The 18,175-nt window shown below is 60.6% G+C and carries 19 protein-coding genes and 2 pseudogenes; 9 read left to right on the forward strand and 12 right to left on the reverse strand.

All coding sequences use genetic code 11. The annotated features are described in order from the left end of the window. Nucleotides 1-22: 22 nt before the first annotated feature. The 3 genes from ACW9H9_RS13835 to ACW9H9_RS13845 all read right to left on the reverse strand — a co-directional run bounded on the left by ACW9H9_RS13835 (nt 23) and on the right by ACW9H9_RS13845 (nt 2,890). Nucleotides 23-1,069 (reverse strand): terpene synthase family protein, encoded by a 1,047-nt coding sequence (locus ACW9H9_RS13835; protein ID WP_457343761.1) that lies wholly within the window; start codon nt 1,067-1,069, stop codon nt 23-25. 81 nt (nt 1,070-1,150) lie between these two features. Beyond that, entirely contained in the window at nt 1,151-1,747 is a 597-nt protein-coding gene (gene idi, locus ACW9H9_RS13840) for an isopentenyl-diphosphate Delta-isomerase (protein ID WP_457343762.1), read from the reverse strand. 210 nt (nt 1,748-1,957) lie between these two features. Next, complete coding sequence (locus ACW9H9_RS13845) at nt 1,958-2,890, reverse strand: AraC family transcriptional regulator (RefSeq protein ID WP_457343764.1); 933 nt, start codon at nt 2,888-2,890, stop codon at nt 1,958-1,960. A gap of 108 nt (nt 2,891-2,998) precedes the next feature. Between ACW9H9_RS13845 and ACW9H9_RS13850 the strand changes: the two genes are divergently transcribed. Further along, nucleotides 2,999-4,033, forward strand: coding sequence for an SDR family oxidoreductase (locus ACW9H9_RS13850; RefSeq protein WP_457343765.1), 1,035 nt, complete (start codon nt 2,999-3,001; stop codon nt 4,031-4,033). 137 nt (nt 4,034-4,170) lie between these two features. After that, on the forward strand, nt 4,171-4,632 hold the full coding sequence (locus ACW9H9_RS13855; protein WP_457343827.1) for a hypothetical protein: 462 nt from the start codon (nt 4,171-4,173) through the stop codon (nt 4,630-4,632). Between the two features lie 293 nt (nt 4,633-4,925). Here the strand turns inward: ACW9H9_RS13855 and ACW9H9_RS13860 are convergent, their stop codons facing one another. After that, the gene (locus ACW9H9_RS13860) at nt 4,926-5,807 is read right to left on the reverse strand and encodes an MBL fold metallo-hydrolase (RefSeq protein WP_457343766.1); all 882 of its coding nucleotides are present in this window, start codon (nt 5,805-5,807) and stop codon (nt 4,926-4,928) included. 237 nt (nt 5,808-6,044) lie between these two features. Between ACW9H9_RS13860 and ACW9H9_RS13865 the strand changes: the two genes are divergently transcribed. Further along, a complete protein-coding gene (locus tag ACW9H9_RS13865) occupies nt 6,045-6,905 on the forward strand; it encodes a bestrophin family protein (protein ID WP_457343825.1) in 861 nt (286 codons plus the stop codon). Nucleotides 6,906-6,914: 9 nt separating this feature from the next. On the opposite strand, the gene ACW9H9_RS13870 is transcribed toward ACW9H9_RS13865, so the two are convergent. From ACW9H9_RS13870 to ACW9H9_RS13885, 4 genes are all read right to left on the reverse strand, one after another. Further along, nucleotides 6,915-7,847 carry a homocysteine S-methyltransferase family protein gene (locus ACW9H9_RS13870; RefSeq protein ID WP_457343767.1) on the reverse strand — a complete coding sequence of 311 codons (933 nt, stop codon included), beginning with the start codon at nt 7,845-7,847 and terminating at the stop codon, nt 6,915-6,917. A gap of 174 nt (nt 7,848-8,021) precedes the next feature. Beyond that, on the reverse strand, nt 8,022-9,137 hold the full coding sequence (locus tag ACW9H9_RS13875; RefSeq protein WP_457343768.1) for a threonine aldolase family protein: 1,116 nt from the start codon (nt 9,135-9,137) through the stop codon (nt 8,022-8,024). 112 nt (nt 9,138-9,249) lie between these two features. Next, nucleotides 9,250-9,510, reverse strand: a complete 261-nt coding sequence (locus ACW9H9_RS13880) for a bacteriocin immunity protein (RefSeq protein ID WP_457343769.1) — start codon at nt 9,508-9,510, stop codon at nt 9,250-9,252. A 98-nt stretch (nt 9,511-9,608) separates the two neighbouring features. After that, on the reverse strand, nt 9,609-10,040 hold the full coding sequence (locus tag ACW9H9_RS13885; protein WP_457343770.1) for a RidA family protein: 432 nt from the start codon (nt 10,038-10,040) through the stop codon (nt 9,609-9,611). 204 nt (nt 10,041-10,244) lie between these two features. On the opposite strand from ACW9H9_RS13885, the gene ACW9H9_RS13890 reads away from it, so the two are divergent. Beyond that, nucleotides 10,245-10,811, forward strand: coding sequence for a TetR/AcrR family transcriptional regulator (locus ACW9H9_RS13890; RefSeq protein WP_457343771.1), 567 nt, complete (start codon nt 10,245-10,247; stop codon nt 10,809-10,811). A gap of 95 nt (nt 10,812-10,906) precedes the next feature. Here ACW9H9_RS13890 and ACW9H9_RS13895 read toward each other — a convergent pair. After that, nucleotides 10,907-11,107, reverse strand: a pseudogene (locus ACW9H9_RS13895) (efflux transporter periplasmic adaptor subunit); the annotation flags it as partial. A gap of 575 nt (nt 11,108-11,682) precedes the next feature. Between ACW9H9_RS13895 and ACW9H9_RS13900 the strand changes: the two are divergent. Further along, entirely contained in the window at nt 11,683-11,928 is a 246-nt protein-coding gene (locus tag ACW9H9_RS13900) for a DUF6124 family protein (RefSeq protein WP_457343772.1), read from the forward strand. A 330-nt stretch (nt 11,929-12,258) separates the two neighbouring features. Further along, nucleotides 12,259-12,623 (forward strand): annotated as a pseudogene (locus ACW9H9_RS13905) (DUF7079 family protein). On the opposite strand, the gene ACW9H9_RS13910 reads toward ACW9H9_RS13905, so the two are convergent. Together ACW9H9_RS13910 and ACW9H9_RS13915 are read right to left on the reverse strand one after the other, a co-directional pair. Continuing rightward, a complete protein-coding gene (locus tag ACW9H9_RS13910; RefSeq protein ID WP_457343828.1) occupies nt 12,611-12,772 on the reverse strand; it encodes a hypothetical protein in 162 nt (53 codons plus the stop codon). The pseudogene ACW9H9_RS13905 and the gene ACW9H9_RS13910 overlap by 13 nt on opposite strands. Nucleotides 12,773-12,940: 168 nt before the next feature. Beyond that, nucleotides 12,941-13,195 (reverse strand): bacteriocin immunity protein, encoded by a 255-nt coding sequence (locus tag ACW9H9_RS13915; RefSeq protein ID WP_457343773.1) that lies wholly within the window; start codon nt 13,193-13,195, stop codon nt 12,941-12,943. Between the two features lie 420 nt (nt 13,196-13,615). Between ACW9H9_RS13915 and ACW9H9_RS13920 the strand changes: the two genes are divergently transcribed. Then, the gene (locus tag ACW9H9_RS13920) at nt 13,616-13,891 is read left to right on the forward strand and encodes a bacteriocin immunity protein (protein ID WP_457343774.1); all 276 of its coding nucleotides are present in this window, start codon (nt 13,616-13,618) and stop codon (nt 13,889-13,891) included. A gap of 38 nt (nt 13,892-13,929) precedes the next feature. On the opposite strand, the gene ACW9H9_RS13925 is transcribed toward ACW9H9_RS13920, so the two are convergent. After that, nucleotides 13,930-16,074, reverse strand: a complete 2,145-nt coding sequence (locus ACW9H9_RS13925) for a methyl-accepting chemotaxis protein (RefSeq protein WP_457343775.1) — start codon at nt 16,072-16,074, stop codon at nt 13,930-13,932. Between the two features lie 249 nt (nt 16,075-16,323). Between ACW9H9_RS13925 and ACW9H9_RS13930 the strand changes: the two genes are divergently transcribed. Then, on the forward strand, nt 16,324-17,352 hold the full coding sequence (locus ACW9H9_RS13930) for an alpha/beta hydrolase family protein (RefSeq protein ID WP_457343776.1): 1,029 nt from the start codon (nt 16,324-16,326) through the stop codon (nt 17,350-17,352). Nucleotides 17,353-17,518: 166 nt separating this feature from the next. After that, nucleotides 17,519-18,166 (forward strand): glutaredoxin 2, encoded by a 648-nt coding sequence (gene grxB, locus ACW9H9_RS13935; protein WP_457343777.1) that lies wholly within the window; start codon nt 17,519-17,521, stop codon nt 18,164-18,166. Nucleotides 18,167-18,175: the final 9 nt, after the last annotated feature.

An 18,175-nucleotide genomic window follows, 5' to 3' on the forward strand; every position in this document is an offset into this window, starting at 1 on the left:
TATCCGCCCGGTATTACGCGCCTCAAGGCGCGACGAACACCGCGCTGGGCATGGCGCTGATGTTCTCGACCCAGCTCACCGGAAGACCTTGCTGGCTGGCTTCGATATCCGAGTAACGGGGCGTGGATAACGAATACTCAAGGTTGGCTTTCATCCAGTGTTCCATCCCCGTCACGTAATGCTCGATGCGCAAGCGGCAGGCGTCGTCCAGTGCAAGCGACGCCACCAGCGACACCAACTTCTGACGGGTTTCAATGAACTGGTTTTGACGTTCGAGGATCAACGCATAAATCGCCGCGACGGCGACGTCCAGGGAACAGCCGTGGTTTTTCTGCCACACCACCAAGAGGTTGTTGACGTCACCCCGCGCCTGTTCCTTTTCAAATGAAAACAGGTCGTTGCTCATGCAGATGACGTCATTGGTGCAGTTTTTCAACATCTCCATTTCGGTGCTGTTGGCCACCACGTCCGGGATTTCCGCGTGCAGGCTGTATTCGATCAGATCGATCGCCAACCGCACCGCCCCCGTGTTGCGCCGCAGTTCCACAAAGGTGATCAGGCTGGGCACGGTGCCGTCGGCGCGGCTCTCGACTTCCCAGCGCAATGAACTCAGGTAGTTGCGGATGTTCTGCATGAACCGGCGCTGCTGCGCCGGGCTCAGGTCCGCGGCGTACTCGGTCCAGAGCGCCACGAAGGCTTTTTCAACCGGGCTTTGCGTACGGGTGCGCGGGTGCAGCGCAAGCCGGGCGTGGGCGATCAGCCGGTCAATCACTTCAGCGGCGGCGTGCTTTTGATGGCCCAGGTAGCACTCGTCCAGTTGGTCATCAAACAGGAACAGCCAGATCAGCCAATTGATCGCCACTTTCAACTGGTGGGCGTTGGCATAGGGGTACGCCAAGGCCGTGAGTTGAGAGAACCCGGAGCGCTCCAGCCGCTGCGCCGCCCGCTCGCCCTGAAGCAGTCCCACCTGGCGCAGCCACTCGCGTGAGCAAGCCCAACTGTGGTCGTGGTGAATATTGAGGTGGGTTGAAAACGGGCAATAAAACACCGGAAGACTGTAAGAAGGCATCGTTGAACACTCGCGTTATTAACCGGACAAGGCACGGGTTGCCCCTGCGCGTCGCTATCAGAAATCACTATGGGGCGCGGTCTAACCGCCGAGCATCATTTGCCGGGCCCATTCACCCGGGTCCAACGCGGGTGCATCACGCATGATCTGTTTAAACCATTGAGTGAAGTGTTCGGGACAGGCCTGAAGTTGCCGTTCGATTTCGCCCAGGCTCAACCATTGGTATTGGCTGACTTCATCGGGATTGACGCAGGGAATACCGTCGAACCGGCCAATGTAGAGGTGGTCGATTTCATGTTCGATCATCGTCTCGGAAACAACGGCGTGATAAATGAAATGCGTCACGTAAGACAATGCGCATTCAAAGCCCATTTCTTCGCGCAACCGCCGACGTGCCGCGCTTTCGTTGGTTTCATCGAACCGCGGGTGCCCACAACAGGTATTCGCCCAGAGCCCCGCCGAGTGATATTTGCCTGCGGCCCGTTGTTGCACCAACAGTTCGCCCTGACGGTTAAACACAAAGACGGAAAACGCACGGTGAAGTGCCCCGTCCAAGTGCACCTGGTTTTTTGCACCCAGGCCAATCGGGTTGTCTTGCCGGTCAACCAAAATCAATTGTTCTTCAACCATACCCATCCCCGCATACATGAGCCTGTTTGAAGGCGTCAGGTGAAACACATAAGGGGGTGAGTGGGGGCCAGTTCTTGAATAGTTCCGTGTAAAAAAGCTGTCACTTTTGTGACTACACAGTCACTTGTTGCGCATGCACAGAACAAAATGATCGCCGGGTGCCCTTTAACCCCTTGAACCTCTTCAGGCAGCGTAGCTGATTGATCAAAGCACTCGGCTCGATCCGCCTGCGTGCCCTTGTGAATCACCTCAATCTGATCAGCGCGAAGAGGCGGACGACTTTGTAGCGCTGCGGTACACCTTGGGCGCCTCACCCCGAGCCCGCTTGAAGGCGGTGCTAAACGCGCTGTCGGACGCGTACCCCAGCGAACGCGCGATCACCGCCACCGGTGTTCGGCCCTCGCGCAAGCTGCGCTCGGCCAGGTGCATGCGCCACTCGGTCAAATAGGCCAGCGGCGCCACACCGGCGACGGCCTTGAAATGCACGGCAAAGCTGGTGCGCGACATGGCGCAGGCCCTGGCCAATTCCTCCAGGTGCCAGGTGCGCGCGGGGTCGCCATGCATCAGGCGCAAGGCGGGGGCGATGCGCGGTTCGCTCAAGGCCCGCAGCCAGCTGGCGGGCAAGGCGCTGGCGGTGTTCAGGTGGGCCCGCACGATCTGGATAAACAACAGCTGCGCCAGTTGCGCCGAGGCCAGTTGCCCACCGGGCAGCGGGTGGGCCTGCTCTTGCGCCAGTTGGTCCAGCAACCAGCGCAGCGCCGCTGCCTGGGGTGAGCGCGCCGACACGTGGATCCAGGGCGGCAACACATCGGCCAACAGGCGCCCACTGGCCGGATCCAGCAGCACATGGCCGCCGAGGTGGGCAAAGTCGGCGCCATCCCCCAACTGCGCGGTGCTTTTGCCAGCGACCGAAAACAGGCTCATGGCCTCGACCGGCGCCACCCCCGGCGCGCTCGCCAGCACAAAGGCACGCTGCGCCGTCAACAGGCCCACATCGCCCGCCTCGAAATGCAGCGGCTCGGCTTCGCCGTCGATGCTGACCACGCACTGGCCCTTCAACACTGCAAAAAACTTGATGGTCTGAGGCGCCGGAAAGCGAATGGCCCACGGGCCGCCCGCCGTGAAACCGCCGGTGACCAGCGATTGGGCCTGGGTAAATTTGAGGATGTCGGAAAACGGATCGCCGTTCATTTTTGTACGCTCAAGCAATTCATTTGAATTTACAGATATTCAACGTTCACAAATCGGACTTTATCATGCCCAGCCAATGATTCATCACTTGCCTTTTTGGAGCCCCCCATGCCTCAGCAAGACACCCAAGTACTGGTGACCGGCGGCACCGGTTTCATCGCTCAACATTGCATCCTGGCGTTATTGAGCGCCGGGTATCGCGTGCGCACCACCGTGCGCTCGCTGGACCGTGAAGCCCTGGTACGGGCCCAGCTCAAAGCAGGCGGCGCCAAGCCCGGCGAGCGCCTGTCGTTCATCGCCACCGACCTGGGCACCGATGCAGGGTGGGCGCAGGCGGCGGCCGATTGCACCTACGTGCTGCACGGTGCATCGCCGACGCCGTCGGGTAACTACGCCAACGATGAAGACTGGATCAACCCGGCGGTGGACGGCAATTTACGCGTGCTGCGCGCCGCCCGTGGCGCGGGCGTCAAGCGTGTGGTGTTGACGTCGGCCTTTGGCGCGATCTGCGCGGGGCACCCGGCGATGGGCAGGCCGTTCAACGAAAACGACTGGAGCAACCTGAGCGGCCGGGTATGGCCTTATCAAAAGTCCAAAACCCTCGCCGAACGCGCCGCCTGGGACTTCATCGCCCGCGAGGGACGCGGCCTTGAACTGTCGGCGATCAACCCCGTCGCCGTGTTGGGCCCGGCACTGGGCAGCGACTATTCGCACTCCATCCGCCTGATCAAGAACCTGATGGACGGCCAGCGCGGCAGCCCCAAGATCAACTGCGGTGTGGTGGACGTGCGCGACGTGGCCGACTTGCACCTGCTGGCCATGACCCACCCCGCCGCCGCCGGTGAACGCTTTTTGGCCACCGCCGGTGACAGCCTGTGGATCGCCGACATCGCCCGCATCTTGCGCCAGCGCCTGGGCACCGCCGCCCGCCACGTACCGACCCGCGTGCTGCCCAGTTGGCTGGTGCGCCTGATGGCCCTGCGCAACCCCAGGATGAAAGAAATCGTGACGCTGCTGGACGTCAACCTCAACGCTTGCGGCGACAAGGCCCGCCGCCTGTTGGGCTGGGCGCCGCGCTCCAGCGAAGACGCGATTGTGGCCACCGTACAGAGCCTGGTGCAGTTGGGGCTGCTGAACCACTGACCGCCCCGCACCTTGGGTCGCCAAACCCGCGCAATGGGCCCACCGTTGTGAATTGTTGTGAAGCTGCAACGTAATAGCCAATGGCCCATGCTACCGTCCCCGGCGTTGTCATCCCATCCCTTGAAGGAGCAGCGCCGATGTCCACCGTATCCCCTGCCGCCAATGGGCCGAGCACGCCCAAACCCACCTCGCAGGCGTTCGACGCCAAGCTGGACACCGCCAAGTCCAGCAAGACCATTGCCGATTACATGCGGCAAAAAGGCAAGTCGGCCATCACCAAGCAAGAGCTCACGCAGCTCGCCAACGACACCTCGGGCAAGGTGCCCAAGGATGTCATCGACGCTGCCCGCTACATGGAGCGCAATCCGGACGTGTTCACCGCCATCGAAACCCATGACGTGGCCGGTGCCGACAACCTGTCCGGCGTGTGGAACTTCGACTGGGCGGCCAGCGGCGGGCTGAACGGCACCCCCACGGACGCCATTGCCAAGATGCAGGAAACCTTTGATTTCGCGATTGCCAAGTCGGCGAAAATCACCGAAATCTCCACCGGCAAAAAGGCCGAGCTGGACGCGACCAAGCAGCGGCCTAGCAACTGAAGGCCACCGGTTGCGCTCCATGAACACGCTGTGGGTGCCCTCGCCAATTCCTACCCAGCGCCGGTGGCGGCGTGAGTGAGGTTGGCAAACACCGCACGCGACAGTTCCAGCGGGCAGTCGCGGTCGTCGTCGGCGTGCACGATCAGCGCCTGGCGCGTTTGATCACCGGCAGCACGCTGCCAAACCCGTCCTGGCCGATCTGGTCCAGCCAGTACTGGTATTCGGCGCGGTATGCCCACACCCTGGAGTCGTTCGCGCTGCCCGGGCGTGAGCAGCGGCGTGGACGCCGGGGCTTACTGCGCCGGTTGCCAGACGAAGTGATCCCCCTCGGCAGCGATCGTTCCTACACCCGGGAACGGAAAGTGCGGCGCAAAAATTGTCTCGTGGCTGGCCGCCAGTTTCGCAAGCTCGGCGCGACGGGTCTGCACGCCTTCGTCCTTGTCGTTATCGAACGTGATGGGCCAGTCGGGTTTGGCCAAGGACAGGATCGAGCTGTGCACCAGGTCGCCCACGTCCAGCAGTTGGTCTTTGCCCGACACGATCTGATACCCCACATGCCCCGGCGTGTGCCCTTTGAGCGGCACCGAGCGGATGCCCGGGGTCACGCTGTCGCCCGGGGTGAAGGTCTTGACCTGCGGCGTGATGATCTTCACCAGTGCCGCCAGCGCAGGCTGGGTGTGCAACCACTCCCAGTCCGGGCTGGAAATACGCACCACGGCCTTGGGAAACGCCGGCGTGCCTTCGGCGGTTGCCAGGCCGCCGATATGATCGCTGTGCACGTGGGTGATCAGCACATCGGTGATCTGCTCGGGTGTGTAGCCGGCTTTGGCCAGGCTCGGCAGCAACAGGCCCTGCACGCTGGGGCCAAGGCCGGTGTCGAGCAGGACGGTGCGCTTGCCCTCTTTGACCAGCAGCGCGTCGACGCTCAGGGAGATTGGGTCGGTCGGTGCGCCTGCGGCCGCCAGCACCTGGGCAACGGCTTGCGGGCCTACCGTGCTGCCAAACACTTTGCCGTCGTTGGGCAGGGGGTGGTTTTTGTCATGCAGGGCGGTGACGGTCAGGGCCCCCAGGTGAAAGGTTTGGGCGGCGGGCCCATCGGCCGGTGCGGTTTGGGCGAAGGCCACCGGGGTGGCGCCAGCGGCCATTAAAAGGGCGAACGCTAAAGGCTTGAGCATGTGGGTTGTCTCTGACTGGGTGAAAAACCTCGGATGGCACCGAGGTTATCGCGGGGCTTGGCGGTGGTGAAATCCAAGTTTGAAATAGGGGGTATAAGCGTGGGTGATCGGTACGGCCCCACGCAGGGCAACCCACCGTTGGCGAACCTTTACCCCTTGAACCGCGTCCGAGCTACATCCCCCTGCTCACCGCGAGAGTGTCCTGTGAAAGCCTTTCTTCTGAACAAGTACCGCCTGATGTTCAAAACCCTCGGCTATGTTGGCTGGTCGCTGTTCTGGCTGCTGCTGTGGGACATTGCCGTGACTGTGGACTTCATGCTGTTTCTCAACAGCAAGATCAACCTGCCGCTGATGCCCCTGACCTTGCTCGGCTCGGCGCTGGTGGTGCTGATCAGCTTTCGCAACAGCAGCGCCTACAACCGCTGGTGGGAAGCACGCACGTTGTGGGGGGCGATGGTCAACCATTCGCGCAGTTTTGCCCGGCAAGTGCTGACCCTGCTGGACGATCCCGAGGGGCAAGTGAACCCGGTCAAAGCCGCCTTGCTGCGACGCCACGTGGCTTATGTGAACTGCCTGGCGGCGCACCTGCAAGGGCGTCCTTGCCCGCAGGAGGTGAGTGCGTTCATTCCAGGCGACGAGTTTGCACGCAGCGCCACCACCAACAATTTTTGCAACGACTTGCTCAACGGTTCGGCCGCCCTGCTGGCGCGCGAGTACCAGGCCGGGCACCTGGACAGCATCCGCCTGGCGCGGCTGGAGTCGACGCTGGTGGAATTGTCCAACAGCCAGGGCGGCATGGAGCGCATCGCCAACACGCCGCTGCCCTACCCCTATGTGTATTTTCCCCGACTGTTCATCACGCTGTTTTGCCTGATCGTGCCGGTGGGGCTGGTGGAGTCACTGGAATGGTTCACGCCGCTGGCCTCCACCGTGGTGGGGTTCATGCTGCTGGCCATCGAGCGCATCGGCACCGACCTGCAAAGCCCGTTTCGCCACAGCGAGCATCAGATCCAGATGGAAACCCTGTGCGAAACCATCGAGAAAAACCTGCACTCCATGCAGCGCGATGCGCTGGACGGCGCACCCACCGCTGCATGAACCCGGCCGCTACGCCGACACAATCCGCTGGGCCAGCGCCCGGATATGCCCCTCGCTGGTCCCGCAGCACCCGCCGATGATCTTCAGCCCGCCTTCGTGCAGCTTCATCATTTCATCCACAAAACACTGCTGTTCGCCCTGGGCCACGTGGTCGAGTTTTTCCAGCACCTCCGGCGGCAACTCCGAGGCATTGCCCTGCAACCCGATCACCCGGTTGGACAGCGGCCACGCGGGCGTCTGGCTGGCCTCGCGCAGGTGCTTGGGGTGCACGCAGCCAATGGCATAAAACAGCGGCGCAACGCTTGCCGCGGCGTCGATCTGCGCGATGGCATCGCCCAGCTCGATGCCGTCACGCAAACGGCCATGGCTGTCGATGATCGGCGCCAGCACATAGGCAATCCCCGTGGTGGCCAGGGCCTGAGCCACGCCGATCAGTTCCTCGGTGCTGGCAAAGGTGGGTGCATAGAACAGATCCACGCCACTCTGGGCCAGGCAATCGACCTGCGCCTGGTGGTAACGCAATGCATCCGCCCTGCCCGGCGCTACGGCGGGGTCGTAGCCGTCATATTGCGGGCCGATCACACCGGCGATGTACACACTGCTTTCAAGGCCCATCTCGGCGCGCAACTCGCGCAGAAACGTCACCGCCTCGCGGTTGACCCGCATCAAGTCATCGGGCCCGTTGAACCCCAGGCGCTGCAACGCCTCGGGGTGCGCGCGCCACGTGGCCGTGCCCACCTGCATGGGCACGTTGTACTCGGCGGCAATGGCCAGGTAACTGCGATAAATGGTGGTCAACGCCGCCCGACCGGCGGGGTTGAACAAGTGCACAAAGGCGGCGGATTCCGGGACCTCAAGCTGATGCTCGTACACCAGGCGAGTCACCACCGCGCCTTCGGTCAGGATCGCCTTGGCGCGATTGATCAATGCAACAACGTCCATTGGACTCTCTCTCTTGTGATGGCTGAAACACTGGGTTTTCGGCCCTCCAAAGCCTGGGGATGCTCCGCATTGCTGTGCTTGCGCCCCGCCCCGTGCGGGGCGAGGGGGTATTAGATAGCAAAAAAGTATACGGTTGTATACTTGAGTTTTTTTGGGACGCGATGAGGGCTTTAGTCAGTGGCTGGGGTCTTGAGTCGCTTGCGTCATCAACTCCGTGAACAGCTGCACAATTCGCGCATCCGCCACGCCCAACAAACGGTCACCGACATAAACCTCGGTCTTGCACCACCCCGGCACCTCGGTGGGCTCCAGGTGCGTGAACAACCAGCACCCATGCTGCCGGGCAATCTCATCGCGCGCGCTGAGCAAGGCCACCCGCTCTGCGTCGAAATTCACGTGAAGCATGTTCACCTGAGGCGTGCGCGGCAAAACACGAATGCCCGGAATCGACCGCAGGCAGGTCGCTAGGCTCAGCGTGCGCTCATAGCAGGCTTGCAACATTGCCAGGCGTTGATCAAAGCGCATGGCCGTGGAGACCACCAGGGGGCTCTGCTTGATCAAGGTGCCGCCCAGCCGTCTGCGCCACAGGCGAGCTTGTTCGATAAAGTCGCTGTCGCCCGCCAGGAGCGCACCCGCAATACCGCCCGCGCCTTTGTAGGCAGAGACATAGACAGAGGCGAAACCTTCGACAATTTCGGCGTAGGAACGCTGGTAATAGGCCCGGGTTTCCCACAACCGGGCCCCGTCCATGTGCAGGGGGGTATTGGAGGCCGTAGCGGTGGCTTTGAGGGCTTCCAACGCGTTCCACTCTGGCAGTTGCCCACCGATCTCGCGTGCCGGCAGTTCCACCACCAGGCAGCTCAAGGGCTCGGCAATCGCGCAAAGGTCTTCGGCGAGGATGGGACGTAAACGATGGCCCACCATCACCCCATGCAGCCGCAGCAACGCTTGAGACGCCTGCTCTTCATGGAGTTGCAAATGTGAGGAGGCATGCATACCAAAGCGCGGCAGACCGCGTCGCTCGCTCCAGATGTTGACCGCAATCAATTGCGCCATCACGCCGCTGGGCATGAAGACAGCAGATGGCTTGCCCAACAGTTCGGCAATCTTGGCCTCGAAGCCTTCGATCAACGTACCGCTGCCATAGTGATCATGGGACACAGCGTTGGCCTGTGCCCAATCCGCCATTTCCTGGAACCACTGGGCGGGTGTAGGTTCTGCAAACCCACTGATCTGGACAGCACAAGCCGCCCTGAGCTGGCGGCGTTCTTCATCGATGTTTGGTATCACGGTAGATGGCCTGCGCAGGTAGAAAATAGGTCCTGGAATGTCCGGATCCCGTGAGCGTATCCCTAAACTGTCGAGCCCGTAGGACTTGATGCTCCGCAGTCAGTCGCCGGAGTCAGGCGTCTTTGAAGCCCGGCAGACCATTGACCGCACGCCAAGCTTTGACCGTTTGGGTAATGCCTTCGACGGAATCATCTGCACCGGGTTCCGGGTAGTAAATCAAATCAGTCCCGTCAGGGTGCCCGGTAAGCTCGCAAAACTCGTACAGGAAATTGTTTAAGGCCTCTTCCGACATTCCCTTATCAGACGCATCTAGGTGGTCTTGAAGAAACTGAACAAATTGCGTTTCGGTGTAGTCAGAAATGCTCTTTCTCATTGGACTTTTTCCGGTGTGGGCAAAACGGGGACGGACTTGTTTTCCGACTTAAATAAGCGCCATCGGCCGATCCTGCTGAAAACGTCGTTGAGCATGCCTTAATCGAGGATCACCAGCGTAGCGTCTATTTCAAACCGCATGCTGTCCAGGGCCAGGCGAGGAACCGGAATCAATGTACTGGCAGGTAGATGATTGCCAAACAGCGCTTTGAGCTCCGCTTGAAGGCAGCCCACATAATCTTCTTGATGATCCACCACCAACAGTTGGACCTTCACCACGTGCTCGGGCTTGGCGCCGGACGCTTGAATGGCACACTTGAGATTCTTGAACGCCTGCGCAATTTGTTCAGCCATTGTTTGGCCCACGATGTTGCCCTGCGTATCGCTGCTGGACTGCCCCGACAGGTACACCGTGTGCCCACGGTTAGGCGCCACGACCACCTGTGCAAACCCATAGGCTGAGGTGTCGAGCAAGGTCGGTGGGTTGAGGCAGGTAATCGCGTTGGCTTGAATGGAGGTTGTAAGGGTCATACTCGGTATCCTTGTAGGTCGTGGAAAAGTCGGCTTGTCGCTAACCGTGGGTGCCTTGGGCGTGATGCTGCACCCGTTGTAGAGCACTTGCGGTGTTGAGTTAATCGGGATTCATTTGGTGGTTTTTTCCCTCATTTTTTCGTTGACGCTATTCATTTTTGCGGCACCATGTGGGCCTCTTTTATCCAACACAGAGCTCAAGCCATGGACCCAACGCCCCAAGACGAACGGCTGATTAGAGCGTTGGCCCGAGCCATCGTGGATCGCCCGCGCGCGACGCTCAAGGACTTGGCTGAAGCCGCTGGCGTCAGCAAGGCGACCCTTCATCGTTTTTGCAGCACTCGCGATAACCTCGTCCAGGTTCTCGAGGCACGTGGCGAGGCCGCGTTAAACCAGGTTGTCCATGGCATCGATCTGAGCAACCCAGACCCTCTTGCGACGTTGCGTAGCTTGATCAGCGAGCACTTGGAGCATCGCGAAATGCTCGCGTTCCTGCTGTTTCAATACCGCTCCGACACGGTCGGCACCGGGGGTGAAAGTGATCGCTGGCTCTCCTACATAAATGCCTTGGATGAATTTTTCCTGCACGGTCAACGATTGGGGGCTTTTCGCATCGATATCACGGCCGCTGTTTACTCCGAACTGTTCCTCACCATGATCTTTGCGATGGTCGATGCCGAGCGTCGTGGGCGAGCGGCGAGTGCCCACTCGATCGATGTACTGGAAAAGATGTTTTTGCACGGCGCCGTCGGCGCAAAACCCAGCCCATAACATTACCGACCAGCGACGCATGGATAAAAGGAGCCCTGTGAGCCGAAACCCACAGGACAAAAAAGGTTGGATAAGCCAACCAAAGGAGCTCTACGTTCTTGACTCGCGGCCAACACACCTTCGCTCACCAAGGCACGCCCCACCCGGCCAGAAATCGGCGCGTTCACCGAGGCGTACCCGAGATTCAAACCCGCCGCGTCCAGGCTGGCCTGAGCCGAACGAACCACCGCCCGAGCGCCGCTTGAATCTGCCGTGGCGCTGTCGAAATCCTGCTGGCTAATCACCTCGATTTTCACCCGCCTCTTCAACTGCGGCCCACACCTCAGCAACGCAACTACTGCGCCCACGGCCATGTCATCCCTAAAGCCTGCAAATTGCTCATCGTTCGTGCGAGCCGAATTAAAACAAAGCGGACGATACTAATTAACACCCAATGAGTCAATTATGATTCATTTGGATTTTTTAGGCTTAGTAAAAAATTCACGCCTCCGGTCCAGACCTGGATTTTTCGGGGTGTTGCTTGACCGCGCAGGGGCAGCAGATGGCGTACGCTGGCCCGCGCACAGCTCGGCGCCTTGCCCCTTTGCCTACAGTTACGTCAGAATCCGCTGGCTTGTGCACCTGGGAAGGCATCTCTAAGGTTGCTCGGTCGCCGACTTTTCGGGGATCGGGTTTAGTAGCCTGAGGTATCCAAGCAAGTGCATACACATCATCCTTCGGACATTTTTGTTTGTGCTCGATGGTGGCTGTGCGCAGGGCGCCTTCGGGCGCGCCGGCTTTCGCTTGGATTCCCCGGTCTACTAACCTGCGTACAGCTGCCACCCTTTCGTTTAGTAGCGAAAGGGTTGTGGCCCCAGCAAGGAATCTGAGTATGTGCAAAGACACACCCAATATCCCCAGCGCCCCTGCGCTGTTAAGCGTCATCGACGACGCCAGCACCGAAACCCTCATTACCAACGGCTACGAAACCTTCACCTCGGTGAGCGCCTTGCTGCTCGACCTGTCCGACGATCTGGACGGGAAAGCGCGCGATGTGGCGCTGGCGATTCACCAACTGAGTGAGTTGGGGGTGCTGCTGATGGGGAAATTGATGGACCGGGAAGTGCCGTGTCGTTGAGCGGGTTTGGTTTTTAGCTGACGTCGCGAAGGGGTTGCCGTGGCGGTGTGTGTGGTAGACACCGGCACGGCGACTAGATTGTTATTGACCTGAGGTCAGAGCCGGCAATATCAGCGTTGAGGACGCGACAAAGTTCAGCAACGAGATGCGTGAGGGTGTCAGAAATTTTGTGTTCGGGCATAACATGAGCAAGAGAGGTGCATGTATGCCAGGGCATATCGACTCTTTGTGGTTCTGGAGCTCCGGCCTGTGCCATAGCAGTTGTTCTGGCGGTATTGCGGGCGGCGTCGCGGCTGATACGTTCGATGCAGAGTTAGAGGAGCTGGCCCATTGGGAGATATTTTGACGCCTGCGGAACGAGCGAACATCCAGATCGCGCTGGCAGAGGCGTTTGTAGACAGCTTTGTCGACTACGCTCTATCGCAAAACGAGTCCGGGGCTATGACCCAAAGATCGTTGAAGAGATCTTATATTCAGAGGTCGCATCCGTATGTTTCAGCAACCTTGAAACCCCCGTCCCTCCTGTTTGGACCGGTTTTCAGGATGAATGGTTACTCGATGAAATAGCCAAAGAGCTCAAAGCACGCGAAAGCAGTTGGCTACGACGTCGCTTCGACCGGTTAAAAGTCAGATGGCTACGCTACAGCTACGGTTATATCTGGAAAGAGCTCATGAAATTCAATCAACTCCGATAGTCGTTAAAAACACGCTCTAGCGACATAATATTAATTGCTGCTGGATAAACAAAAAAATCAAAAGCTTTACTTTTTAAGCTACTGGCAAGCTTCATACCGACAACCCTGCTCACTATCTTGGCGCTTCGCTTGACGGGTAATGTCAACATGTTCACTCAGCACCTGTAAAAACATGCACCCCTTTCTTGCCCACGCAAAAAAAACCCAGAGGTCCGTCGATCGCCGGGGTTTTTATTGGGCGTTAGATGGGGTCGGCGTAGTCGGATATCGGCACGGAGGTTGAGGTGAATGACTGGAAATTACCGAAAAGTATGGCCTCAGGCGTCTTTGAAGCCTGGTGAACCATTGGCTGCACGCCAAGCTTTGACCGTCTGCGTCACACCCTCCGCAGAATTATCAGCCCCTGATTCAGGATGGAAAATTAAATCGTAACCCTCTGGATGGCCAACCAGCTGGCTAAATTGTTCGAGCAACTCGCCCAATGCTTCATCTGTTCCACCTTTGTTCACGACTCGTATGTTTTTGATAAACCCAATAAATTCCGCTTCCGTAAAATCAGAAATACTTGTCATGTTGTGCCTACTATTTTCTGTGAAGGTCAATATAATTTCGCGGGGTATTAACCCTTAGCAAGGTTTGGTAAACGAACACCCCACAGGTATCGGTTTTTCCACAGGAACCGGCTTTGGAGGTGGCGTATATTCACGGGTTTGAGGCGCTGGAACATCCGGCGTACGTTTGGGTGGGCCATTTATCGGCGCGCGCCGTAAGACGCTCGGCATCGGGCCAGGGCCCTGATTATTTGCCATAAGACATCCTTGTTTCGTCTACAAAAAAGCCTCCAGTTAAAGGAGGCTATAAGCAAAGCAGTCGTATTTGAACCCGCGTGACTTTACTTGAGACGCTAACTCAGAAGGCGTGGGAATGGTCCGAAATAAACGCAGGAAAGGCCTCGAATAACCGGGAAAACCATCAGATTTAAGGTCAAAACCATGAACGATCCCTTTATCAAACCCACCCTCCCCGACTACACCGAACACGAATTCATCCAGTTCCTGGAAGAACTCTTCAAAGCAGACATCGCCCCCACAGACACCCGCGCCGACCTGCTCCTGTTCCATTTCAGAAAAATCATTGGCCACCCGGCCGGTGCAGATCTGATCTACCACCCGCAACCCGGTGCGGACACCAGCCCGCAGGGCATCACCCAAACCCTCAAAACCTGGCGAGCAGCAAACGGGCTACCCGGCTTCAAATCCCCCCTCTAAACCCGCCACAGCCCCGCGCGCCCTACCCGGGCGCCGCCTCACCCCAACCGAAACCGCTCGGTGTTCTCACTCAACGCCCTGCTCCCGCCGCTCAACACATCCGCCGCGCGGTTCACCGCCCTCGCGCCTTCCAGTAACCGTCCTGCCGCCTGGTCCACTTGTTGGATATTCCCGCTGACTTCGTCCGCCGTGGCGGCCTGTTCTTCCACCGCTGCGGCGATCTGCGCCAGGGTGTCGGTCACCGCCTGTACCGCGCCGGCGATTTCGCCCAGGCGGTTGCCCAGGCCGGTCACGGCTTCGGCGTCGTTGACCGCTTGTTCACACGCCACGCCCATCAGGTTGACCGCCTGGGTCACAGTGGCGCGCAGGCTGTCCACGGTGCCGGCGATTTGTGCGGTGGAGGCTTGGGTGCGTTGCGACAGGCTGCGCACTTCGTCGGCCACCACGGCAAAGCCCCTGCCCTGCTCGCCCGCGCGGGCGGCTTCGATGGCGGCGTTCAGGGCCAGCAGGTTGGTCTGTTCGGCGATGCCGCGAATGGTGTCCACCACCGACTGAATCTGTTGCCCCTGCTGGCTCACCTGTTCCAGGGCGTCGGCGGTGTCGGTGAGGCGTTTGTTGAGTTGCTGGATGCTCGCGGTGGTGCGTTGGCTGTCGCGGCTGCTGTCTTGTGCGATGCGGCGGGTGTGTTGGGCGCTATCGGCCGCTTGTTCGCAGCTTTTGGCCACGCCCAGGGAGGTGGCCGCCAATTGGGTGGCGGCGGCGGCGATCTGGCTGATTTGCTGTTGCTGGTCTTCGACTTCGGTGAGGGTGCTGCCCGACTGGGCGTTGAGGGTGTGCACCGCCGAGCCCAGTTGCCGGGTTTCGTGGTTCACGCCCAGCAGGCTCGCGCGCAGTTGCACCACGGCCACGTTGAGGGCGGTGCTGATGGCGGCGAGTTCGTCGCGGCCTTCCACGGCCACTTCCACGCACAAATTGCCGTCGCGCAAGGACTCGGCCAACGTGGTGATGCCGCTGGCGCTGCGGCGGATGGACGATTGCAGGCACACAAACAGGTACAGCGCCGCCAGGGCGAGGACGCCAAAGGTGGCAGCCATGGGAATGAACTGGCTGAACGCGCGGCTGTGGTAGTGGCCCAGGCGGGCGTCCAACGAGGTGAGCGACTGGCTGCGCAGGGTGCCCAAGGCACCGAGCATGCTGTCAACGCTGCGGTCGAACGCCCCCAGGTCGAGTTTGATGGTGCCACCAAACACGCCGTCGTCGAGGGTTTTCAGTTCCGTTTCGAGCTGTTGCAGGCTGCTGTCGTACTGCGTCAGCCAGGTGTCGAGGGCGGGAAATGGCTTGGCCTTGAGGGACGCGGCGGCCTTGACCAACTGGTCGCGGGCATCACCGATGCGGCCGCGCAGGTCGCGCAGTTGCAGGCGGCTTTGCAGCGTGAACTGCCCCGAGGCAATGGACGACTCGCCCACGCTGGCCATGCGGCCCACACGCTCGATCAGCTCGGGCGCCTGCTGGGTGGCGATCTGCATGAGCTGGTAGGTTTCCAGGCGCGGGTCCAGGATCAGGCCGCTATCGATGGTGATCTGCTCGCGCAGGGTTTGCAGGGCGGTGAGCGCGGCGGTGAAACGGTCATAACCGTCCGGCCACCACCCCACCGTGCGCAGGGCCTGGCTGTCCATGCCCTTGACCGAGGCTTGCAAGGCGTCAAAACGCGACAGGGTGTCGGCACTGGCGTCCTGGGCCTTGAGCGCCTCGCCCAGGGTTTGCAGGCTTTGCAGGATAAGCGGGTTATTGGCGTCGACCAGGGCCATGGCGGCTTTGGCAGCGGGGGTGGGGGCATGCAGGATGTCGAGGGCTTTCCAGCGCGCCGCCAGGTTGCGCTGGGCGGTCAGTTGGCCGTCCAGCGTGTCCAGGGCCAGCAATTGGTGCACGCCGGACTGCTCGCGTGAGATCACCGTGAGCTTGTTGCGAAAGTCTTGCCCGGTCATCCACAGGCTGCCGGCCAGGGGCAGCATGAACAGGAAAAACAGGATCTGGAATTTGCGTGCGAACCCGAAGCGTCCGAGCAGGCGGACTCCTGGCGATAATAAACGTTGCATGCCCGACGACTCCCTTTGACCACCCGACGCTGCAATAGAGTGCAACGGCGGATGCGGCCTTGAAATACACTGACGGCAAAATGCCATGTCATTGATAAGTCTGGCGCAAGCAAGAAACGGACCGCCGCTGCGCAGGGCCGAAAACAGCCGGGGCGGCGCGAAGAACACGAGGGGGTATGCACAAAAATGGGGCAAAACCACTCAAGGGTCAGGGCAGGACTGTCACCGGGGGGAGCGGTGTGTCGGTGACGGCTGGCCATTCATTTGGCATCATCGCGCAACCTCTAGAGCCCCCACGCCAAAAGCGCCCCCCCACCTCCAGGAATCAACACCCCCATGAAAGGACTCTCCGCCGCCCTGCTGCTCATCGGCCTCACCGGCACTGCCTTGGCCAACGACCCGCCCATCGGTTTCCAGACCATGACCCTGCAAGACAGCGCCCATGAGCGGCCGCTGGAAATGGTCGTGTGGTATCCCACGCCGAGCACCGCCCAGCCCCAGCTGATTGCCGATAACCCGGCGTTTGTCGGCGTAAACGCGGTCACTAACGCGCCGCCGGCGGGCGGCGAGCATCCGTTGGTGGTGATCTCCCACGGCTACCTGGGCAACTGGAGCAGCCAGGCGTGGCTGGCCACGGCCCTGGCGCACAAAGGTTATGTCGTCGCGGCGGTGAACCACCCCGGTTCCACCACCCATGACCGCAGCCCGGCAGCGGCGGCGCAGCTGTGGCAGCGGCCCGGTGATGTCCGCCGGGCGATTGACGCGGTGCTGGCCGAGCCGAGCCGTTTTGGCGCGGTGGCCCCGCGCAACATTGCAGTAGTGGGCCACTCGCTCGGCGGCTGGACGGCACTCGAAATCGGCGGCGCGCGCTTTGACGCCGAGCGTTTTGACGCCGACTGCAAGGTCCACGTCAAACTGGCGCCCTGCCAGGTGTACACCCGGATGAACCCCGAGCGCGCGCCATTGGCCGGGGACCTCTCGGACAAACGCGTCAGCGCGATTGTGTCGCTGGACCTGGGCCTTTCCCGCGGCTTCACCGACGCCAGCCTCGCCGCGTTCAAGGTCCCGACCTTGATCATCGCCGCAGGTGTGCCGTCCGAAGACCTTCCGGCGCAGGTGGAGTCAGCCGACCTGGCAAGACGCTTGCCCACGGCCTCCACGCGTTATGTCGAAATCAGCGATGCGAGTCACTTCAGCTTCCTGCCCTTGTGCAAGCCCGGGGCGGTGTCGTTGCTGGAAGAAGACGTGCCAGGCGACGGGATTATTTGCCAGGATGGCCCAGGCGAAGGCGCCCGGACCCGGCCGGTGATTCAGCAGCAGGTCACCGCGTTGATCGACGCGTTCCTGCAACACCCGGCTCACTAACAAGGCCTGCGCTGGCGGCCGTACGAAAAGGCAGTGCCTGTTGTTGATGGGTGTCCCTCACAACCCCAGGCGCTGCGTCCATAAACTGCGTAACTTTATCCAACTCCCCTCCCCCCTGCCCCTGCATGCTGGCCGTTGAAACGGTCCCCACCCAGAGGCTCCTGCCATGCAGCTCTACTACTACCAACACTGCCCTTTTTGCGCCAAGGTGCGCTTCACTCTCGGCCTGAAAAACCTGCCCGTGTCCTTGCAGGTGGTGATGGCGGATGACGAGGCCACCCCGGTGGGCCTGGTGGGCAAAAAGATCGTGCCGATCTTGGTCAAGGACGACGACAGCGCCATGACCGAAAGCCTGGACATCGTCGCCTACCTCGACCGCCTGGACGAACGCCCGTTGCTGACAGGCCCGCTGAACCCGGCCATCACCGAATGGATCGCGGCGTTGCGGGTGTTCTTGAAAAACCTCACCTACCCGCGCTTCGCCCACACCGACTTTGCCGAACTGGCCACCGCCGAGGCGCGCGCCGCCTATCGACACAAAGAAACACAGGTGATTGGCGACCTGGACGATAAATTCGCCCGCTCTGGCGAATGGCTCCCTGCGCTCAACGAAAGCCTTGCGCAGTTGGACGGGTTGCTGGTGTCGACCCAGGCGTGCAATGGCGAGCTGTCGCTGGACGATGTGAACCTGTTTGCCTTTTTACGTAACGTCAGCATCGTGAAAGCCGCCACGTGGCCGCCGCGGGTCGAACGTTATGTGCGGTCGCTGAGCGAACGCAGCCACGTGCCGCTGTTTTTCGACTGCGCGTTGTAACGGCTGCCA

The sequence above is a fragment of the Pseudomonas sp. SDO5215_S409 genome (assembly GCF_054071325.1).